The sequence below is a fragment of the Rhodobium gokarnense genome (assembly GCF_025961475.1).
Lineage (GTDB): Bacteria > Pseudomonadota > Alphaproteobacteria > Rhizobiales > Rhodobiaceae > Rhodobium > Rhodobium gokarnense.
Genome location: NZ_JAOQNS010000003.1, coordinates 94,141 through 110,162, shown reverse-complemented (window position 1 = coordinate 110,162; position 16,022 = coordinate 94,141). Strand labels below are relative to the sequence as shown.

General features: G+C 64.1%; 10 protein-coding genes. 1 reads left to right on the top strand and 9 read right to left on the bottom strand.

The annotated features are described in order from the left end of the window. Positions 1–22: 22 nt before the first annotated feature. From M2319_RS05680 to M2319_RS05665, 4 genes are all read right to left on the bottom strand, one after another. Positions 23–1,039: a hypothetical protein gene (locus M2319_RS05680; RefSeq protein ID WP_264600479.1), complete on the bottom strand. Its 1,017-nt coding sequence runs from the start codon at positions 1,037–1,039 to the stop codon at positions 23–25. A gap of 183 nt (positions 1,040–1,222) precedes the next feature. Further along, the gene (locus M2319_RS05675) at positions 1,223–3,007 is read right to left on the bottom strand and encodes a SulP family inorganic anion transporter (protein ID WP_264600478.1); all 1,785 of its coding nucleotides are present in this window, start codon (positions 3,005–3,007) and stop codon (positions 1,223–1,225) included. Positions 3,008–3,250: 243 nt separating this feature from the next. Then, the gene (locus tag M2319_RS05670; protein ID WP_264600477.1) at positions 3,251–3,757 is read right to left on the bottom strand and encodes a hypothetical protein; all 507 of its coding nucleotides are present in this window, start codon (positions 3,755–3,757) and stop codon (positions 3,251–3,253) included. A gap of 98 nt (positions 3,758–3,855) precedes the next feature. Then, entirely contained in the window at positions 3,856–4,308 is a 453-nt protein-coding gene (locus M2319_RS05665) for an Lrp/AsnC ligand binding domain-containing protein (protein WP_264600476.1), read from the bottom strand. Positions 4,309–4,451: 143 nt separating this feature from the next. On the opposite strand from M2319_RS05665, the gene putA reads away from it, so the two are divergent. Beyond that, positions 4,452–8,165 carry a bifunctional proline dehydrogenase/L-glutamate gamma-semialdehyde dehydrogenase PutA gene (gene putA, locus M2319_RS05660; RefSeq protein ID WP_264600475.1) on the top strand — a complete coding sequence of 1,238 codons (3,714 nt, stop codon included), beginning with the start codon at positions 4,452–4,454 and terminating at the stop codon, positions 8,163–8,165. 250 nt (positions 8,166–8,415) lie between these two features. Here putA and M2319_RS05655 read toward each other — a convergent pair whose 3' ends face one another. The 5 genes from M2319_RS05655 to secA all read right to left on the bottom strand — a co-directional run bounded on the left by M2319_RS05655 (position 8,416) and on the right by secA (position 15,821). Next, complete coding sequence (locus M2319_RS05655; RefSeq protein ID WP_264600474.1) at positions 8,416–9,552, bottom strand: ABC transporter permease; 1,137 nt, start codon at positions 9,550–9,552, stop codon at positions 8,416–8,418. Then, positions 9,549–10,496, bottom strand: a complete 948-nt coding sequence (locus M2319_RS05650; RefSeq protein WP_264600473.1) for an ABC transporter ATP-binding protein — start codon at positions 10,494–10,496, stop codon at positions 9,549–9,551. The genes M2319_RS05655 and M2319_RS05650 overlap by 4 nt, the downstream gene beginning before the upstream one ends. Then, the gene (locus M2319_RS05645) at positions 10,493–11,464 is read right to left on the bottom strand and encodes an HlyD family secretion protein (protein WP_264600861.1); all 972 of its coding nucleotides are present in this window, start codon (positions 11,462–11,464) and stop codon (positions 10,493–10,495) included. Before M2319_RS05645 ends, M2319_RS05650 begins: the two co-directional genes overlap by 4 nt. Then, positions 11,464–12,141, bottom strand: coding sequence for a CerR family C-terminal domain-containing protein (locus M2319_RS05640; protein WP_264600472.1), 678 nt, complete (start codon positions 12,139–12,141; stop codon positions 11,464–11,466). Before M2319_RS05640 ends, M2319_RS05645 begins: the two co-directional genes overlap by 1 nt. An 872-nt stretch (positions 12,142–13,013) precedes the next feature. Beyond that, positions 13,014–15,821, bottom strand: a complete 2,808-nt coding sequence (secA, locus tag M2319_RS05635; protein ID WP_264600471.1) for a preprotein translocase subunit SecA — start codon at positions 15,819–15,821, stop codon at positions 13,014–13,016. Positions 15,822–16,022: the final 201 nt, after the last annotated feature.

The window sequence follows — 16,022 nt, the reverse complement described above, 5'->3', positions numbered from 1 at the left end:
GAGCTTTTGATTAGGGAGGTAGCTAAAGCCCGAATACGTGGTAGCCATCGTTGATATGAAGGTCGATCCCAGACCGCTTTTCAATCATTTTTCTCGCTATATTTAATGCTGCCCTTGCCTCTTTAACGGTTATCGGTTTCTTCCCAATCGAGTGCACTATGTCGTTTCGGTGTCCTCTGACGTTGTTGATTTCTTTGAATTCTTCATAATCTATTTCCCCTTCAAGTTCGAGTAAATTTGAGACAACGCTGGAAGGGAATTCTCTTCCTGTTAGAAATTTCTTTCTGTCCTTATTTATACGCTTCTCTGTTGGGGAGATTTGGCGATCCTTTTCGGCTAAAACTTTATCCCAGAAATCATTCATTATTGACTCAATAATGAACCAAGAAAAAATAATAGAATTCTCATAGCTGCCAACTTTGTATTCCGATATGCTCTTCGTCAATCTAGATAGATATTTTATTATAATAGCCTGCTTCGAACATTTATAAAAATTCTGACATGCATGATCGAATATTTTTATTGGCACAGTTTGTCTCTGATCGAAATCCATTTCAAGAGCCCATGCGCCACCGTAGATGCTTTCTTTGAATAGGCGAGTTCTTTGAAATCGTGATGCTAGGCTTTCATCTGCCATCTGCTCACCGTTCCACTCCCCATTTTTATAGGATACGCGAAACGCATCTCGTCTTGTGATTTCGTGAATATTAAAGTATGCATTATTATCTAATTCAAGCATAGCAGAATCAATCAGAAGATATATCGAATTTAAGTATTCTAGATACTGGCTCCAATGCTTAACGTTTTGTTCAATTGACCTTGTGTTTTTGCCTTCGATATCCTTTTCAAGGCTTTTGATTCTTACTATGATGCGTCCATCTCTGCAGACCCTCAGGAGGAATGAATCGTTGTCGTTTGAGAAAACGACTTTGTCCATTTTCTTAAAGAAATCTGTTGTACTCTTAGGGATGGATGTTGGTTTTCGGTCAGCAAAATACGGCCTCGATGGATAAAACGCTGTGAATTTAACTATACTCATTGCGCTTTCTGTTATTTGCCATATTAACTGATGGAATCTGAGGCTCAATAAATTAATTACCAAAGACCTAAAGTATGTTCCTTATTTCGTGGCGGACGTCAGGATTGACCGCTTGGGTGGCCCCAGCCGTTGTGAATACTAAAATACTTTGACCATTTGAAATAGAAAAAAGTGAGAGCCCCCTCACTCCCCCGGCGCTGGCTTGCCTCTTACCCCGTGGTCCCACATGCATTCGGTAAAGATGCGCTGGTTGCAGCCCTTGCAGACCGTTTTGTCGAGCTTCTGGTAGATGGCGTGGACGGCGGCCGTCTTGCCCTGGAAGAAGTGCTTTTCGTTGATGTCGTCGAGGCTGCCGAGGCTTTCCAGGATTTCCCACAAGGGGATCTGGGCGTTGACGATGTAGAGACCGCCGCCCATTTCCTTCCTCTTTTTGGCTTCCTCGACGAAAGCTTCGGCCCCTTGCAGGTCGACGAAGCGGATCGCCTGCGCGACGATGGCGAGGTGTTTCTGGTCCGGATGGGTGTTGCGATAGAGGTCGAAGGTGTCCTCCACGCGATTGACGTTGCCGAAGAAGATCGAGCCGTCGATCTGGGCAAAGCGGAGCTGCGGGCATTCCGGCAGGGTGGGGTCGGACACGAAGACCCTCTTGGCGCCATAGGGGTCCGGCACCTGGCGGCGGATCGTCGGCTTGGAGACCCTTTCCAGATACATGATCAGCGACAGCATGACGCCGGCGAAGATGGCGAGTTCCAACTCTAAAAAGAGCGCGCTGAAGAAGGTGACGAGGAGGACGGCCGTCTCGCGCCCCGACGCCTTCAGGATGTGGCCGATCTCCTTGAAGTCGAAAAGGCCCCAGGCGACGAGGAAGAGGAGCCCGGCCATGGTGGCCTTCGGCAGGTAGACCGCGAGCGGGGCGACGAAGAGGAGGACGACCATAAGGAGGCCGCCGGCGAAGACCGCGGCGAAGGGGGTCCTTGCCCCCGCCTCGTAGTTGAGGCCGGAGCGGTTGAAGGAGCCTGTCGCCACATAGCCGGAAAAGAACGCCCCGAAGATGTTGGACAGGCCCTGGCCGACGAATTCCTGGCTGCCGTTGATGCGGTAGCCGCCGCGGGCGGCAAGCGAGCGGCCGATGGAGACCGCCTCGGTCAGCGCGAACAGCGTCATGGCAAGGGCCGTCGGGGCGAGCTCCTTGATGGTGTCGAAGGTGAGGTCGGGCGCTGACAGTGGCGGCAGATGGGTCGGCAGGGCGCCGACGGTGGCGATCCCCGTCACCTCCTGGCCGAAGCGGGCATTGAGCAAAACACCGACGAGGCTGCCGACGACCATGGAAACGATGAGATAGGGGATCTTTCGCGCGAACATCTTGAGGAGAATGCCGCTGACGAGGGTCGCGGCAGCGACGGCCGTGACATAGGGGTTGAGGCGGTCGATCTGTTCGACGAAGGCGATGAGGATGTGGTGGAGATGGCCGCCGGAGGGCATCTCGATGCCGAAGAAATGCCTCAGCTGCTTGGCGGCGATGAGCACGGCAGCGCCGGCGGTGAAGCCGACGACGACGGAATGGGAGATGAAGTTGACGAGTGCGCCCATGCGGGCAAGGCCGAGCGCCAGCTCGAAAAGGCCGACCATGAAGGTGAGGGTGAGCGCCAGCGTCACATATTGCGCGCTTTCCGGCACCGCCTGCACCGAGAGGGCGGAGAAGAGGACGATCGAGGCGGCCGTCGTCGGACCGGAGACGAGGTGGCGCGAGGAGCCGAAGAGGGCGGCGACGATGGCCGGGACGATGCCGGCATAGAGGCCGTATTCCGGCGGCATGCCGGCGATGGAGGCGAAGGCGACGCCCTGCGGCAGGACGACGAGGGCACCGGTGATGCCGGCGACGAGGTCGCGCTGCAGGTCGTCGCGGGTGACCCGCGGCGCCCATTTGGTGAACGGGGTAAAGGCCTCCCAAAGGGTGGAATTCAGCATGGTGTCGCGTCGCCCAAATGTTTGAGCGGCGGTGCATGTGTGCGCCTGACCAGCGGCCGGCGGCCCGAACAGGCCGCTTCCGGGCATCGCGCACCGCCCTCCCTGAACTTATTCTTTCTTATTAGAATAGACTAATATTATGGTTGTCGTCCGACGGCAAATGAAATCGTCGCGATAGGTATTTTCGGGCATGGGATTTGGCCGGGCCGGATCGGAATGCCGACCTCGTCGCGGCGCCGGCGATCAGGGGTAGGCTTCGACGACGCGGCGGGCGATCTCGGCCGCCAGTCCTTTGCTGTCGCCGCCGCGGCCGGAGACGATCATCTGCACCCGGCCGTCGCGGTACCAGACGGTCAACTGGCCGACGTCGCCGATCCAGACCGCCGCCTCGCCGACGGCAACCTCCTCCGCCTTCGGCACGAAGCCGAAGGTCCCTGCGAGTTCCTTGACGTAGTCCTCGCGCTGGGTGGCGGCCGTCGCCGGGGAGGCGCCCGACCGCTGCTCGCGGATCTGCAGGCTGACGGACGCTGCGCCGTCTTTTTCCACGACGACGCACTGACTGAAGGCGACGGCCTCGTCCCGGCGATTGACCATCAGGTCGTAGCGCGCTTCGCCGGACAGGTACGCTCCCGCCTCGAGACCCTTCATCACGGCGCAGGCATCGGGCATCGGTTTCGGGGCGCTCGCCGCGCTCGCGGCAGACAGGGCGGCGGCAAGGGCGGCCGCGCCGAGAAGCCTCAGAATAGACATCGGGGTCGTCTCCTCACCGGATCGGGGCACGGCGACTGTGCGCCAGCGGCGTGGAGCGAATGTGGCGGCCCGCTGCGGCGCTTTGTCGGTGCGACCTCCTATCGGCTCCGGTCCTTGACCGCCTCCATGACGACGAATGTGGAGGTCTGGGTGACGTGGGGGAGCGCCGAGATGCGCTCGCCGAGGACGCGCCGGTAGCCGGCGATGTCGCGGGTGCGGACCTTCAGGAGATAGTCGAAGCCGCCGGCGATCATGTGGCACTCCTCGATTTCGCGCACGCTCCGCACCGCCTCGTTGAAGGCGGCGAGTGCGGCGGAGCGGGTGTCGCTGAGCGTCACCTGGACGAAGGCGATGTGGCCGGCGCCGAGCTTTGCCGGGTCGGTGATCGCCGTGTAGCCGCGGATGTAGCCGCGCTCCTCCAGCCGGCGCATGCGGTTCTGGCAGGGCGTCTTGGAAAGCCCGGCCTTGGCGGCGAGATCGGTGACGGTGATCCGCCCGTTGGCGACCAGCGCGTCGATGATCCTCCTGTCGATGGCGTCCAGATCGTCCATTGTCGGGCCTTTGCCGGTGCATTCGGACTGACGAGTAGCATATTTTCGCGATTTTTTCCTATCTTACGTCGATTCTCGGGAAAATCGGCTACAAGGATTGGAGTATCCTAGGGGAAACAACCCTTCCAGCCGAAAGAACCGCCATGTCTGACGCCTCCTCCGGTGCCGCTCCGTCCCCCGTTTCCGCTTCCGACCCGTCCGATCTCGCTGCTATCCGCCAGCGCATGCGCGAGGCGATCATCGCCGACGAGGCGGAGACCATGCGGGCGCTCGCCGCCGCAACGCCGATCACGGAGGAGACCCGCAAGAAGATCGCCGCGCGCGGCGCGGAACTGGTCGCCAAGGTGCGGTCCTCGTCGAAGCCGACGATGATGGAAAGTTTCCTGGCCGAGTTCGGGCTCTCGACCCGCGAGGGCGTCGCCCTGATGTGCCTTGCCGAGGCGCTCTTACGTGTGCCGGACGACGAGACGATCGATGCGCTGATCTCCGACAAGATCGCGCCGTCGGACTGGAGCACCCATCTCGGCCAGTCGAGCTCGGTGCTGGTCAATGCCTCGACCTGGGCGCTGATGCTGACCGGCCACGTTCTCACCGACAAGGACGGGCAGAACGTCGCCAAGACCGTGCGCGGCATGATCCGCCGGCTCGGCGAGCCCGTCGTGCGCGTCGCCGTCGGCCAGACCATGAAGGAGCTCGGCCGCCAGTTCGTGCTCGGCCGCAACATCCACGAGGCGATCGCGCGGGCCAAGAAGCGCGAGGCCGCCGGCTACTGCTATTCCTACGACATGCTGGGCGAGGCGGCGCTGACCGAGGCTGATGCGCGGCGCCACCACCTTTCCTATTCCAACGCCATCACCGAACTGGCCGCCTCCTGTGGGCCGGACATCCGCGCCAATCCGGGCGTCTCGGTGAAGCTTTCCGCGCTCCATCCGCGCTACGAGTTCGCCAAGCGCGAGCGGGTGATGACGGAGCTGGTGGCGCGGACAAGGGCGCTCGCCCTCATCGCCAAGAGCGCCAATATGGGCTTCAACATCGATGCCGAGGAGATGGACCGGCTCGACCTGTCGCTCGACGTCTTCGAGGCGGTGCTCTCCGATCCCGCACTTGCCGGCTGGGACGGCATGGGTATCGTCGTCCAGGCCTATGCCAAGCGCGCGCCGGCCGAGATCGACTGGCTCCATGCGCTGGCGACAAAGCTCGACCGCAAGATCATGGTGCGCCTCGTCAAGGGCGCCTATTGGGACAGCGAGGTCAAGATCGCCCAGACGGAGGGCCTTCCCGGCTATCCGGTCTATACGCGCAAGGTCAATTCCGACGTCTGTTACCTGGTCTGTGCGCAGAAGCTTCTCTCCATGAGCGAGCGCATCTATCCGCAGTTCGCCAGCCACAACGCCCACAGCGTCGCCTCGATCCTGGAAATGGCGGATGGGAAGACGTCGTTCGAGTTCCAGCGGCTGCACGGCATGGGCGAGTCGCTCTACGACACGGTGAAGAAGTCCAACGATGTGCGCTGCCGCATCTATGCGCCGGTCGGCGAGCACCGGGACCTCCTTGCCTATCTCGTCCGGCGGCTCTTGGAAAACGGCGCCAACAGCTCCTTCGTCAACCAGATTGTCGATGAGGAGATCCCGCCGGAGGAAGTCGCCCGCGATCCCTTCGCGGTCTTGGAAGCGCATGGCCAGGCGATCGCCAATCCGCGCATTCCGCTGCCGCCGATGCTTTACGGCGAGGCGCGCCGGAACGCCAAGGGCTGGGACCTGACCGATCCGCTGGAACTGGACGAGCTCTTTGCCGCGCGCGACCGGTTCGCGGCAAGCCGCTGGCATGCCGCGCCGATGGTGGCGGGGCAGGCGATGCGCGATGGCGGGCGCGAGATGGCTAACCCGGCAAAACCGGGCGACGTCGTCGGCACGGTCGTCGAGGCGAGCCAGGAGGACCTTGCGGCGGCGCTGTCGGCTGCGGCCGAGGGATTCTCCGAGTGGTCGGCGCGCTCCGTCGACGAGCGGGCGAGCGCCCTTGAGCGCGTCGCCGATCTTTATGAGGAGAACGCGCCGGAGTTCTTTGCGCTGTGCGCCCGCGAGGCCGGCAAGACGCTCAACGATGCGGTCGCTGAAGTACGCGAGGCGGTCGACTTCCTGCGCTACTACGCCAGTGAGGCGCGGCGGTTGGAAGGCGAAGCGGCGGGCTCCGGCCGGGGCGTTTTTGCCTGCATCTCGCCGTGGAACTTCCCGCTGGCGATCTTCACCGGCCAGATTTCGGCCGCCCTTGCCGCCGGCAACGCGGTGATTGCCAAGCCCGCCGAACAGACGCCGCTGATCGCGGCGCGGGCCGTCGCCCTGATGTGCGAGGCCGGCATTCCGGAGGCCGCAATCCAGCTTCTTCCCGGCGACGGGCCGACGGTCGGCGCGCCGCTTGCCGCCGATCCGCGGATCGCGGGCGTCTGCTTCACCGGCTCCACGGAGGTCGCGCAGCGCATCAACCGGTCAATGTCCGAAACGCTTGCGCCGTCGGCGCCGCTGATTGCCGAGACCGGCGGCCTCAACGCCATGATCGTCGATTCCTCCGCGCTGCCGGAGCAGGCGGTCGGCGATATCCTCGCCTCAGCCTTCCAGAGCGCCGGCCAGCGCTGCTCGGCGCTGCGCATCCTCTATGTGCAGGAGGATGTGGAAGACCGCATCATGAAGATGCTGTCCGGCGCCATGGACGAGCTGGAACTCGGCGATCCCTGGAAGCTCCAGACCGACATCGGTCCGGTCATCGACGACGAGGCGCGCGACACCATCGAGGGCTATTGCCGGCAGATGGAGGCGGACGGCAAGCTGATCAAGAAGCTCAGCGTTCCGGGCGGCGGCCGGTTCGTTGCGCCGACCGTCATAAAGGTCTCCGGCATCGAGGAGATGGAGCGGGAAATCTTCGGGCCGGTGCTGCATGTGGCGACGTTCCCGGCCGAGGGCATCGACGATGTGATCGATGCCGTCAACGCCAAGGGCTACGGCCTCACCTTCGGGCTGCACACCCGCGTCGACAGCCGCGTCCAGCAGGTCGTCGACCGGCTCCATGTGGGCAATCTCTACGTCAACCGCAACCAGATCGGCGCCATCGTCGGCTCCCAGCCCTTCGGCGGCGAGGGGCTTTCGGGCACCGGCCCGAAGGCCGGCGGGCCGCACTATGTGGCCCGCTTCATGCGCCGCGGCGGCGAGGCGGCCGGAGCGGCCGCGCCCGATGCGCCGGCACCGGCGCCGGAGGCAAAGACCATCGATGCGGGCGCCGTTCAGGCGGCGCTCGACAAGCTCGACACTGCGGTCTGGGCGGGGCGCGAGGACCGGGCCGCGGTGCTCGGCGAGGCGCTGTCGCGTTCCGGCGCGCCAGCCTCCGACGCGCTTGAGGCCGCGACCGGCATTGCCGCGACCATGGACCTGCCGGGACCGACGGGCGAAAGCAACCGGCTCTCCTTTCCGCCGCGCGGGCGGGTTCTCTGCCTCGGGCCGGATCTTGAAAGCCTGGCCGTGCAGACCGTGCAGGCGCTTGCGGCAGGCAATGCGGTCGTTGCCGTTGCGCCGGGCGCTCCCGGCTTCGTTCACGAGTTCGCGTCGCGGGGTGCGCCGATAGCCGGGCTCGACGGTGCGTTCGATGCGGCGGCCGTCGGCACCTTGACCGGCATCGGCGCGGTGGCGGCGACGGGCGACGGCAGCTACCTTGCCGCGCTGCGGCAGGCGCTCGCCGGTCGCCACGGGGCCATCCTGCCGCTGATCACCGAGCTGGTCGCGCCGGAGCGCTACGTGCTGGAGCGGCACCTTTGCATCGACACCACGGCGGCCGGCGGCAACGCCTCGCTGCTGGCGGCAAGCGGCAGTTAGGCGACCCGTTTCAGGCAAGGGGCGGCGCCGGCGTGCCGCCCCTGAAAATGCCGAACGCCCAATCCGGTCTGCAGAGCGCCTGTCAGGTGTATGTATCCGATTTATACGTTCGTCGTATTAAACGGATACAATCGCCGGTTATAGCCCTGCGGCCAGACTGCGCAGGGGTGGCCGGAGGTGTGGGGGTGCGCTGTGGTGCCGTCACGACCTCGTTGTCGGCGCGGCGGGCCATTGCCCTCGCGACCCGTCCTCAATCGAGCGTCCGCCGGAAACGCAACAGCGCCATGACGGCGTAGGCGAGAACGAAGGCGACCAGCACCCAGACCTCGAACGAGATCGCGCGCCAGTCCGCGCCCTTCAGCATGATGCCGCGCACAACGCGAAGGAAATGGGTGAGCGGCAGCACCTCGCCGAAGACCTGCGCCCATTCCGGCATGCCGCGGAACGGGAACATGAAGCCCGACAGCATGATCGAGGGCAGGAAGAAGAAGAAGGTGAGCTGCATCGCCTGCATCTGGGTGCGGGCGAAGGTGGAAAAGGTGTAGCCCAGGAGCACCAGGGCGATGATGAAGACGAGGATGGCGGCAAGGAGCAGCGCCAGCGAGCCGACGAAGGGGATGGAAAAAAGCAGCTTTGCCGTCGTCAGCACGACAACGACCTGCACCGCGCCGACGCCGATATAGGGCGTCACCTTGCCGATCATGATCTCCAGCGGGTTCGCCGGCATGGCGAGCAGGTTTTCCATGGTGCCGCGCTCGACCTCTCGGGTCAGCGCCATCGCCGTCATCATCACCATGGTCATCTGCAGGATGACGCCGAGAAGGGCCGGCACGATGTTGTATTGCGAGATGCCTTCCGGGTTGTAGCGGCGGTGGACGACGATCTCCAGGTTCCGGGTGCTTTCCTCCGCCGCCTGCAGTTCCTGTCCGAGCTCTCGGCTGAGCGCGCGGCGGGCGAGTTGGGGCAGGGCGCCGAGGGCGTTGGTTGCCGCGGTCGGATCGGAGGCATCGGCATCGACCAGGATCTGCGGGCTCTCGCCCCGCTCCACCCGGCGCGTGAAGTCGCTCGGGATGGTGACGACGAAGGCGACGTCGCCGGCAAGGATGAGCTCTTCGGCCTCGGCAATGCTGCCGACCACGTAATCGAAGCGGTAGTAGTCGGTGTTTTCCAGGGCCGAGACGACGGCTCGCGCATAGCGGCCCTGGTCGAGGGGGACGAGGGCGGCGGGCAGGCCCTTGGGGTCCATGTTGATGGCATAACCGAAGAGGAGGAGCTGCATCAGCGGCACGCCGAGCATCATCGCGAAGGTGATGCGGTCGCGCCGCATCTGGATAAACTCCTTGATGAGGACGGCGCCGGTCCGCGAGAGCGAGAAGAAGCGGTTCATTGCATGTTGTCCGTGGCCGTGCCCATGAACTTGATGAAGACGTCTTCCAGGCTCGTGTCGGCCGGGCGCACGGAATAGGCGGCGTCTTCCTCAAGCGGGCGGAGCGCGGCCTTCAGCCGGCCCGGATCGGAGCCGACCACATGGAGCGTCGCGCCGAAGGGGGCGATCTGCTCGATACCGTCGGTGTCCTGCAGCCGGCGCTGGACCCTGGCGAGGTCGGGGCCTTCCACGACATAGGTGATGAGGTTGGAACCGGCGACGATGTCCGCGACGGTGCCTTGAGCGATCAGCTTGCCGTAAGAAATATAGGCGATGCGGTGGCAGCGCTCGGCCTCGTCCATGTAGTGGGTGGAGACCAGCACCGTGAGGCCGTCGGCGGCGAGCTGGTGGATCTCGTCCCAGAAGTCGCGCCGCGCCTTGGGGTCGACGCCCGCCGTCGGCTCGTCGAGGAGCAGCAGCTTCGGCTTGTGCATGATGCAGGCGGCGAGCGCCAGGCGCTGCTTCCAGCCGCCGGAGAGCGTCTCGGCGAGCTGGTCGGCGCGGCTCGCCATGCCGAGGCCTTTCAGCGCCTCTAAGACGTGCTTCCTGCGCGGCTTCAGGCCGTAGAGCCGGGCGACGAAGTCGAGGTTTTCCGCAATGGTCAGGTCGCCATAGAACGAGAAATGCTGCGTCATATAGCCGACCTGGTGCTTGATGCGCCGCGCCTCGCGGATGACGTCGTAGCCGAGGACCGTGCCGGCGCCGGCATCGGGCAGCAAGAGGCCGCAGATGACGCGGATGGTCGTCGTCTTGCCGGAGCCGTTCGGGCCCAGAAAGCCGACGATCTCGCCGTGCCGGACCGTGAGGTCCACATCGTCCACCACCGTCTTGCCGGAAAAGCTCTTGGTGATGCCGGTGACGTCGATGGCGTTGGGCTGGTCCGCGCCGGGGGCGTCTGCCGTCATCGGGACGCCTCCGCGGTCTTCGGCTCGGCAAGGCGCACGTCGATGATCTGGCCGGGCCGCAGGCGGTCGTCGCCCTCGGGCGGGCGGGCCTCGACCAGATAGACGAGCTTCTGGCGGGTCTCGATGGAGTAGATCACCGGCGGGGTGAATTCCGGCTCGGCGGCGACATAGCTGACGGTGGCAGTGAGGTCGTCGGCGCAGCCGTCGCAACCGACGGAGAGTTTTGTGCCCGTCTTGATGTCGGCGATGCTTTGTTCTGGCACGTAGAAGCGCAGCTTGATGGCGCCGTCGGCGAGCATGGTGACGACGGCGCTTTCCGGCGCCGCGATCTCGCCGGAGCGCCTGAGGACGTCGAAGATGCGCCCGTTCGCCGGCGCCAGAAGCCGTCGCTGCTCCAGCTTCCAGAGGGCGGTCTCCAGGTTCGAGCGGGCCTGGCTCAGGCGCTCGTCGGCCGCCTTGATCTCTTCCTTGCGGGCCGGCAGGCGGGCGACGGCGAGATTGGCCTCGATCTCGCCGACCTTGGCCTTGGCGACGTCGTGGTTGGCCTCGGCCTCGTCGAGTTGTGCCTTGGAGGCATGGCCGCGCTCAAAGAGCTGTTTCTGGCGCTCGAAGGTGGCGCTCGCCTGCTTGGCCTGGGCCTCGGCGGAGCGCAGCGATGCCTCGATGGCGGCGATCTCCTCCGGCCGTTTGCCGAGCTTGAGGTCCGCGTAGCGCGCCTCCGCCTCGGCGACGCTCGCCCGCGCATTGTCGACGGCGAGTTTTGCGTCGTCCTTTTCCATGTCGGCGATCAACTGGTCCTTTGTCACCCGGTCGCCGCGGCCGACATGGACGTCGATGATGCGGCTTGCCTCGATCGGGGCGATGCGGGTGTAGTCGCCCTCCACATAGCCGGCAAAGACCGGCCCTGTGTCGGGCCCGCAAAAGGCGGCGATCTGGGCGATGACAGCGATCTTGCAGATCAGGTCGATCACGGCCTTTTCTCCTTTTCAGCGGCGATCCGCGCATCGAGCGTCGCGATCACCATGGTTTCGATGGCTTCGGCCTCGCGCGGGCCGATGGTCTCCCACTCCATGCGCAGGCAGACGGCGTCGCGGGCGGCGCGGAAGACAAGGATCTGGCCGACGAGGCCGAGGACGATGAGCCGCGTCTCCTCGCTGTCCGGATCGGCGCCGGTGGCCGCCGCCCACAGGGCGATGAGGCGGCCCGATATCGGCTCGATCAGGCCCCGGTAGAGGAGCCTCAGCGCCGGCGTCGGGTCGAAATATTCCCTCAGGATGAAGCGGGCCGGGGCCGCCATGGCCGGATCGGCGGCGATCAGCCGGGTCATCCGCGACAGCACCGCCGTCATGGCGTCGCGGGCCTCAAGGGGGCCTTGCGGTGGCGCCCGGTCGAGGACGACGGTGAGCCGGGCCTTGATGGCGCGGCCAAGCTCCTCGGCGCAGGCCCGGTAGAGCCCCTCCTTGCCGCCGAAATGGTAGGCGATGTTGGCGATGTTGACGCCGGCGGCCTCCGCGATCTCGCGCGTCGTCGTGGCGTCGAACCCCTTGCGGCCGAAGAGGACGATGGCGGCATCGAGGAGTTTCTGGCGGCCGGGGGAGGCGGGTGCGGTCTTGGCCGTGGGGGTGGCCTTCGTCTCAGCATCCATGGGGTCTTTTGTCCGTCTGCTCATCTCTCCGGCCCGGGGAAGTGGGCGCCCGGCGCCGCTACGCCTTTCCCATTCAGATGACGATATTCGATTTTTCAGAATCAATCAATCGTTTGATTGAGATCGTGGAAAAGCTGGGCGGGTTCGGGGAGGAAGGGGGCAGGAAGGAAGGTAGGGAGGGATGTAGGAAGGGATGTAGGAAGGGGAGAAGAGGTGCGTGGAGGGTGACGGATCGACCGGGGTGTTCGGACGGAGCAACGACGGTGTGAGGGAGCTTCTCGGGGAACGGGTCGGTGAGGCGGCGGGCAGAAGTCGCCGGCAGGACCATGGGGATGCATTTTTTGCTCCTCGTTTGCCCCCTCTCATGCGTCATTGCCGGGCTTGACCCACTGCTGTCCGGTTAAAGGCCAATGCACTCTGGGACCCACACGCTCTGCATCATCACCGGGCTTGACCCGGTGATCCATTCTGGCTGTCGAAACAATCGGTTGGCGCCGCATGGATTGCCGTGTCAAGCACGGCAATGACGTGGAGTGATTGGGACCGGGAGTGCGTAAGCCATGAGCCGGACAGTGGTGGCGCGCGCCCGTTCTTGACGCGGGGCGGGGCGTCGGGCTGCGCAACGCATGAGCCCGCCACGGTGCCAGACGATCGCGATCGTCGGCAGGTGATGGCGAATAAGAGCGATGGCGTGACGACGTCAGACGAGGCTCGCGAGCCAGGCGATGCGGCACCGAACAGGGCGGAGGGTGCATCAACGACGGCCGGCCTTCGCCGACCGAAAAGCAAAAAGGCGCGCAGCCATTTTTGGTGCGCGCCCTTTTTGTCTTCGGTGATCAGGACAGGCAGTGTTCCGGCCGCTCGCCCGCCCCTTACGCGAACTTGCCGTGGCAGTGCTTGTATTTCTTGCCGGAGCCGCAGGGGCAGGGCTCGTTGCGGCCGACCTTGCCCCAGGTGGACTGATCGCCCGGGTTGCGGTCCTCTTTCGCGACGTGTCTTGCGGCGACGCCGTAGGTGACCGGCTCCATCTGCTCCGGTTCCGGGCCTTCGACGAAGCCGTAGTCCTCGTCCATCATCGCCGGGTCGTCGTGGTAGGCGTACATCTCCGGCAGGTCCTCGTCGCTCGGCATTGCCGGCGTTTCCTTGACGAGCTCGACGCGCATCAGATTGCCGGTGACGACCTGGCGCAGATTGGCCAGCATCGCCTGGAACAGCTCGAAGGACTCGGTCTTGTACTCGTTCAGCGGATCGCGCTGGCCGTAGCCGCGGAACCCGATGACCGAGCGCAGATGGTCGAGGGTGGCGATGTGCTCGCGCCACAGGAAATCGAGGGTCTGGAGAAGGATCACCTTTTCCACGTAGCGCATGTTCTCCGCGCCGTAGCGGGCGACCTTGGCGGCTGCCTTTTCGTCGGCTGCCTTGGCGACGCGGTGCTCCACCTCTTCCTCGGCGATGCCTTCCTCGTGGGCCCATTCGTCGACCGGCAGGTCGAGGTCGAGCACCTCCTGCAGTTCCTGGCGCAGGCCCTTGACGTCCCACTGCTCCGGATAGGCCTTTTCCGGAATGTGCTTGAGCACCAGGTCGGCGATGACGTCGTGGCGCATGTCGGCGATGGTGTCGGCGACGGAGTCGTTCGACATCAGCTCGATGCGCTGCTCGAACACGACCTTGCGCTGGTCGTTCATGACGTCGTCGAACTTCAGGATGTTCTTGCGGACGTCGAAGTTGCGCGCCTCGACCTTCTGCTGCGCCTTTTCCAAAGCCTTGTTGACCCAGGGATGGACGATCGCCTCGCCTTCCTTGAGGCCCAGCTTCTGCAGCATGGAATCCATGCGGTCGGAGCCGAAGATGCGCATCAGATCGTCTTCCAGCGACAGGAAGAAGCGGGAATGCCCCGGATCACCCTGGCGGCCGGAGCGGCCGCGGAGCTGGTTGTCGATGCGCCGGCTTTCGTGGCGCTCGGTGCCGACGATGAAGAGGCCGCCGGCCTCGATGGCGATGTGCTTCAGGCGATCAACGTCGTCGCGGATCTGCTTTTCTTTCGCCTCGCGCTCCGGGCCTTCCGGCATGTCGGCCAGTTCGCTGGCGATGCGCATGTCGGGGTTGCCGCCGAGCTGGATGTCGGTGCCGCGGCCGGCCATGTTGGTGGCGATGGTGACGGCGCCGGGGACGCCGGCCTGGGCGATGATGTGGGCTTCCTGCTCGTGGTAGCGGGCGTTGAGGACCTGGAACACCATTTCCTTCTTGGTGCCCTGGTCGCCGTCGAACAGGACGGAAAAGTCGCGCTGGCGGAACCCTTCCTTCTTCAGCATCTCGGCGAGGATTTCCGACTTCTCGATCGAGGTCGTGCCGACGAGGATCGGCTGGCCGCGCTGCTTGCAGTCCTTGATCAGCTCGATGATGGAGGCGAACTTCTCGTGCGCCGTGCGATAGACCTCGTCGTCGTCGTCGACGCGGGCGATCGGCATGTTGGTCGGGATTTCCATCACTTCCAGGTCGTAGATGTCGAGGAACTCGTCCGCCTCGGTCAGCGCCGTGCCGGTCATGCCGGCGAGCTTGTCGTACATGCGGAAGTAGTTCTGGAAGGTGATGGAGGCGAGCGTCTGGTTTTCCGGCTGGATGTCGACGTGTTCCTTGGCCTCCAGCGCCTGGTGCAGGCCGTCGGAGAAGCGCCGGCCCGGCATCATGCGGCCGGTGAACTCGTCGATGATGATGACCTCGCCGCCCTTGACGATGTAGTCGCGGTCGCGCTGGAAGAGCTGGTGGGCGCGAAGCGCGTTGTTGAGGTGGTGGACGACGGTGACGTTTTCCAGGTCGTAGAGGGAGTCGCCCTTCAGGAGGCCGGCCTCCGACAGAAGCTTCTCCAGCTTCTCGTTGCCCTGTTCGGTAAAGGTGACGGCGCGGGTCTTTTCGTCGAGCTCGTAGTCGTCGGGCACCAGGTTCGGAATGAAGGCGTCGACCGTGTTGTAGAGGTCGGAGCGGTCCTCGATGGCGCCGGAAATGATCAGCGGCGTGCGCGCTTCGTCGATGAGGATGGAGTCGACCTCGTCGACGATGGCAAAGGCATGGTCGCGCTGCACCATTGACGCGCGCTCGTGCTTCATATTGTCGCGAAGGTAGTCGAAGCCGAACTCGTTGTTGGTGCCGTAGGTGACGTCGCAGGCATAGGCGGCCTTGCGCTCGTCGTCGTCGAGGCCGTGGACGATGACGCCGACGGTGAGGCCGAGGAACCGGTAGATCTGCCCCATCCAGTCGGAGTCGCGCTTGGCCAGGTAATCGTTGACGGTGACGACGTGGACGCCGCGGCCGGCAAGGGCGTTGAGGTAGACGGCGAGGGTGGCGACGAGGGTCTTGCCTTCGCCGGTCTTCATCTCGGCGATCTTGCCCTCGTGCAGGACCATGCCGCCGATGAGCTGGACGTCGTAGTGGCGCTGGTGGAGGGTGCGCTTGGCGGCTTCGCGTACGGTCGCAAAGGCCTCGACGAGGATGTCGTCGAGCTTGGCGCCGTCGGCGATCTGCTTGCGGAAGGCGTCGGTGCGGGCCTTGAGGTCGTCGTCGCTCAGCGGCTCGACTTCGGCTTCCAGCGCGTTAATGGCGGCGACCCGGGAATGGTATCCCTTGATCTTGCGGTCGTTCGCCGAACCGAAAATCTTGCGGGCGATTGAACCGAACCCGACCATTGGTGATCCTTTCTTTGCCTGCGGCCGGAAACAGCCGGTGCGGTCGCTGGCAAGCGCTATCTAAGAGCGGTGCATGAACGTGCCATGAAGTCGGTTCCGCGACTTCATGGCGGCCGGACTGCCGGTGGAGGCGGCCGCGACCGCAACGAAAAGGCGGCTCCGGACGGGCCGTGCGGAACCGTTCGACAGATAAGAGGGGGT

Excerpts from the sequence above, each read along its gene's own strand:
- M2319_RS05680 (WP_264600479.1), bottom strand. The coding sequence starts at position 1,039 with ATGAGTATAGTTAAATTCACAGCGTTTTATCCATCGAGGCCGTATTTT.
- M2319_RS05650 (WP_264600473.1), bottom strand. The coding sequence starts at position 10,496 with ATGACGGCAGACGCCCCCGGCGCGGACCAGCCCAACGCCATCGACGTC.
- M2319_RS05675 (WP_264600478.1), bottom strand. The coding sequence starts at position 3,007 with ATGCTGAATTCCACCCTTTGGGAGGCCTTTACCCCGTTCACCAAATGG.
- M2319_RS05665 (WP_264600476.1), bottom strand. The coding sequence starts at position 4,308 with ATGGACGATCTGGACGCCATCGACAGGAGGATCATCGACGCGCTGGTC.
- M2319_RS05655 (WP_264600474.1), bottom strand. The coding sequence starts at position 9,552 with ATGAACCGCTTCTTCTCGCTCTCGCGGACCGGCGCCGTCCTCATCAAG.
- putA (WP_264600475.1), top strand. The coding sequence starts at position 4,452 with ATGTCTGACGCCTCCTCCGGTGCCGCTCCGTCCCCCGTTTCCGCTTCC.
- secA (WP_264600471.1), bottom strand. The coding sequence starts at position 15,821 with ATGGTCGGGTTCGGTTCAATCGCCCGCAAGATTTTCGGTTCGGCGAAC.
- M2319_RS05640 (WP_264600472.1), bottom strand. The coding sequence starts at position 12,141 with ATGGATGCTGAGACGAAGGCCACCCCCACGGCCAAGACCGCACCCGCC.
- M2319_RS05670 (WP_264600477.1), bottom strand. The coding sequence starts at position 3,757 with ATGTCTATTCTGAGGCTTCTCGGCGCGGCCGCCCTTGCCGCCGCCCTG.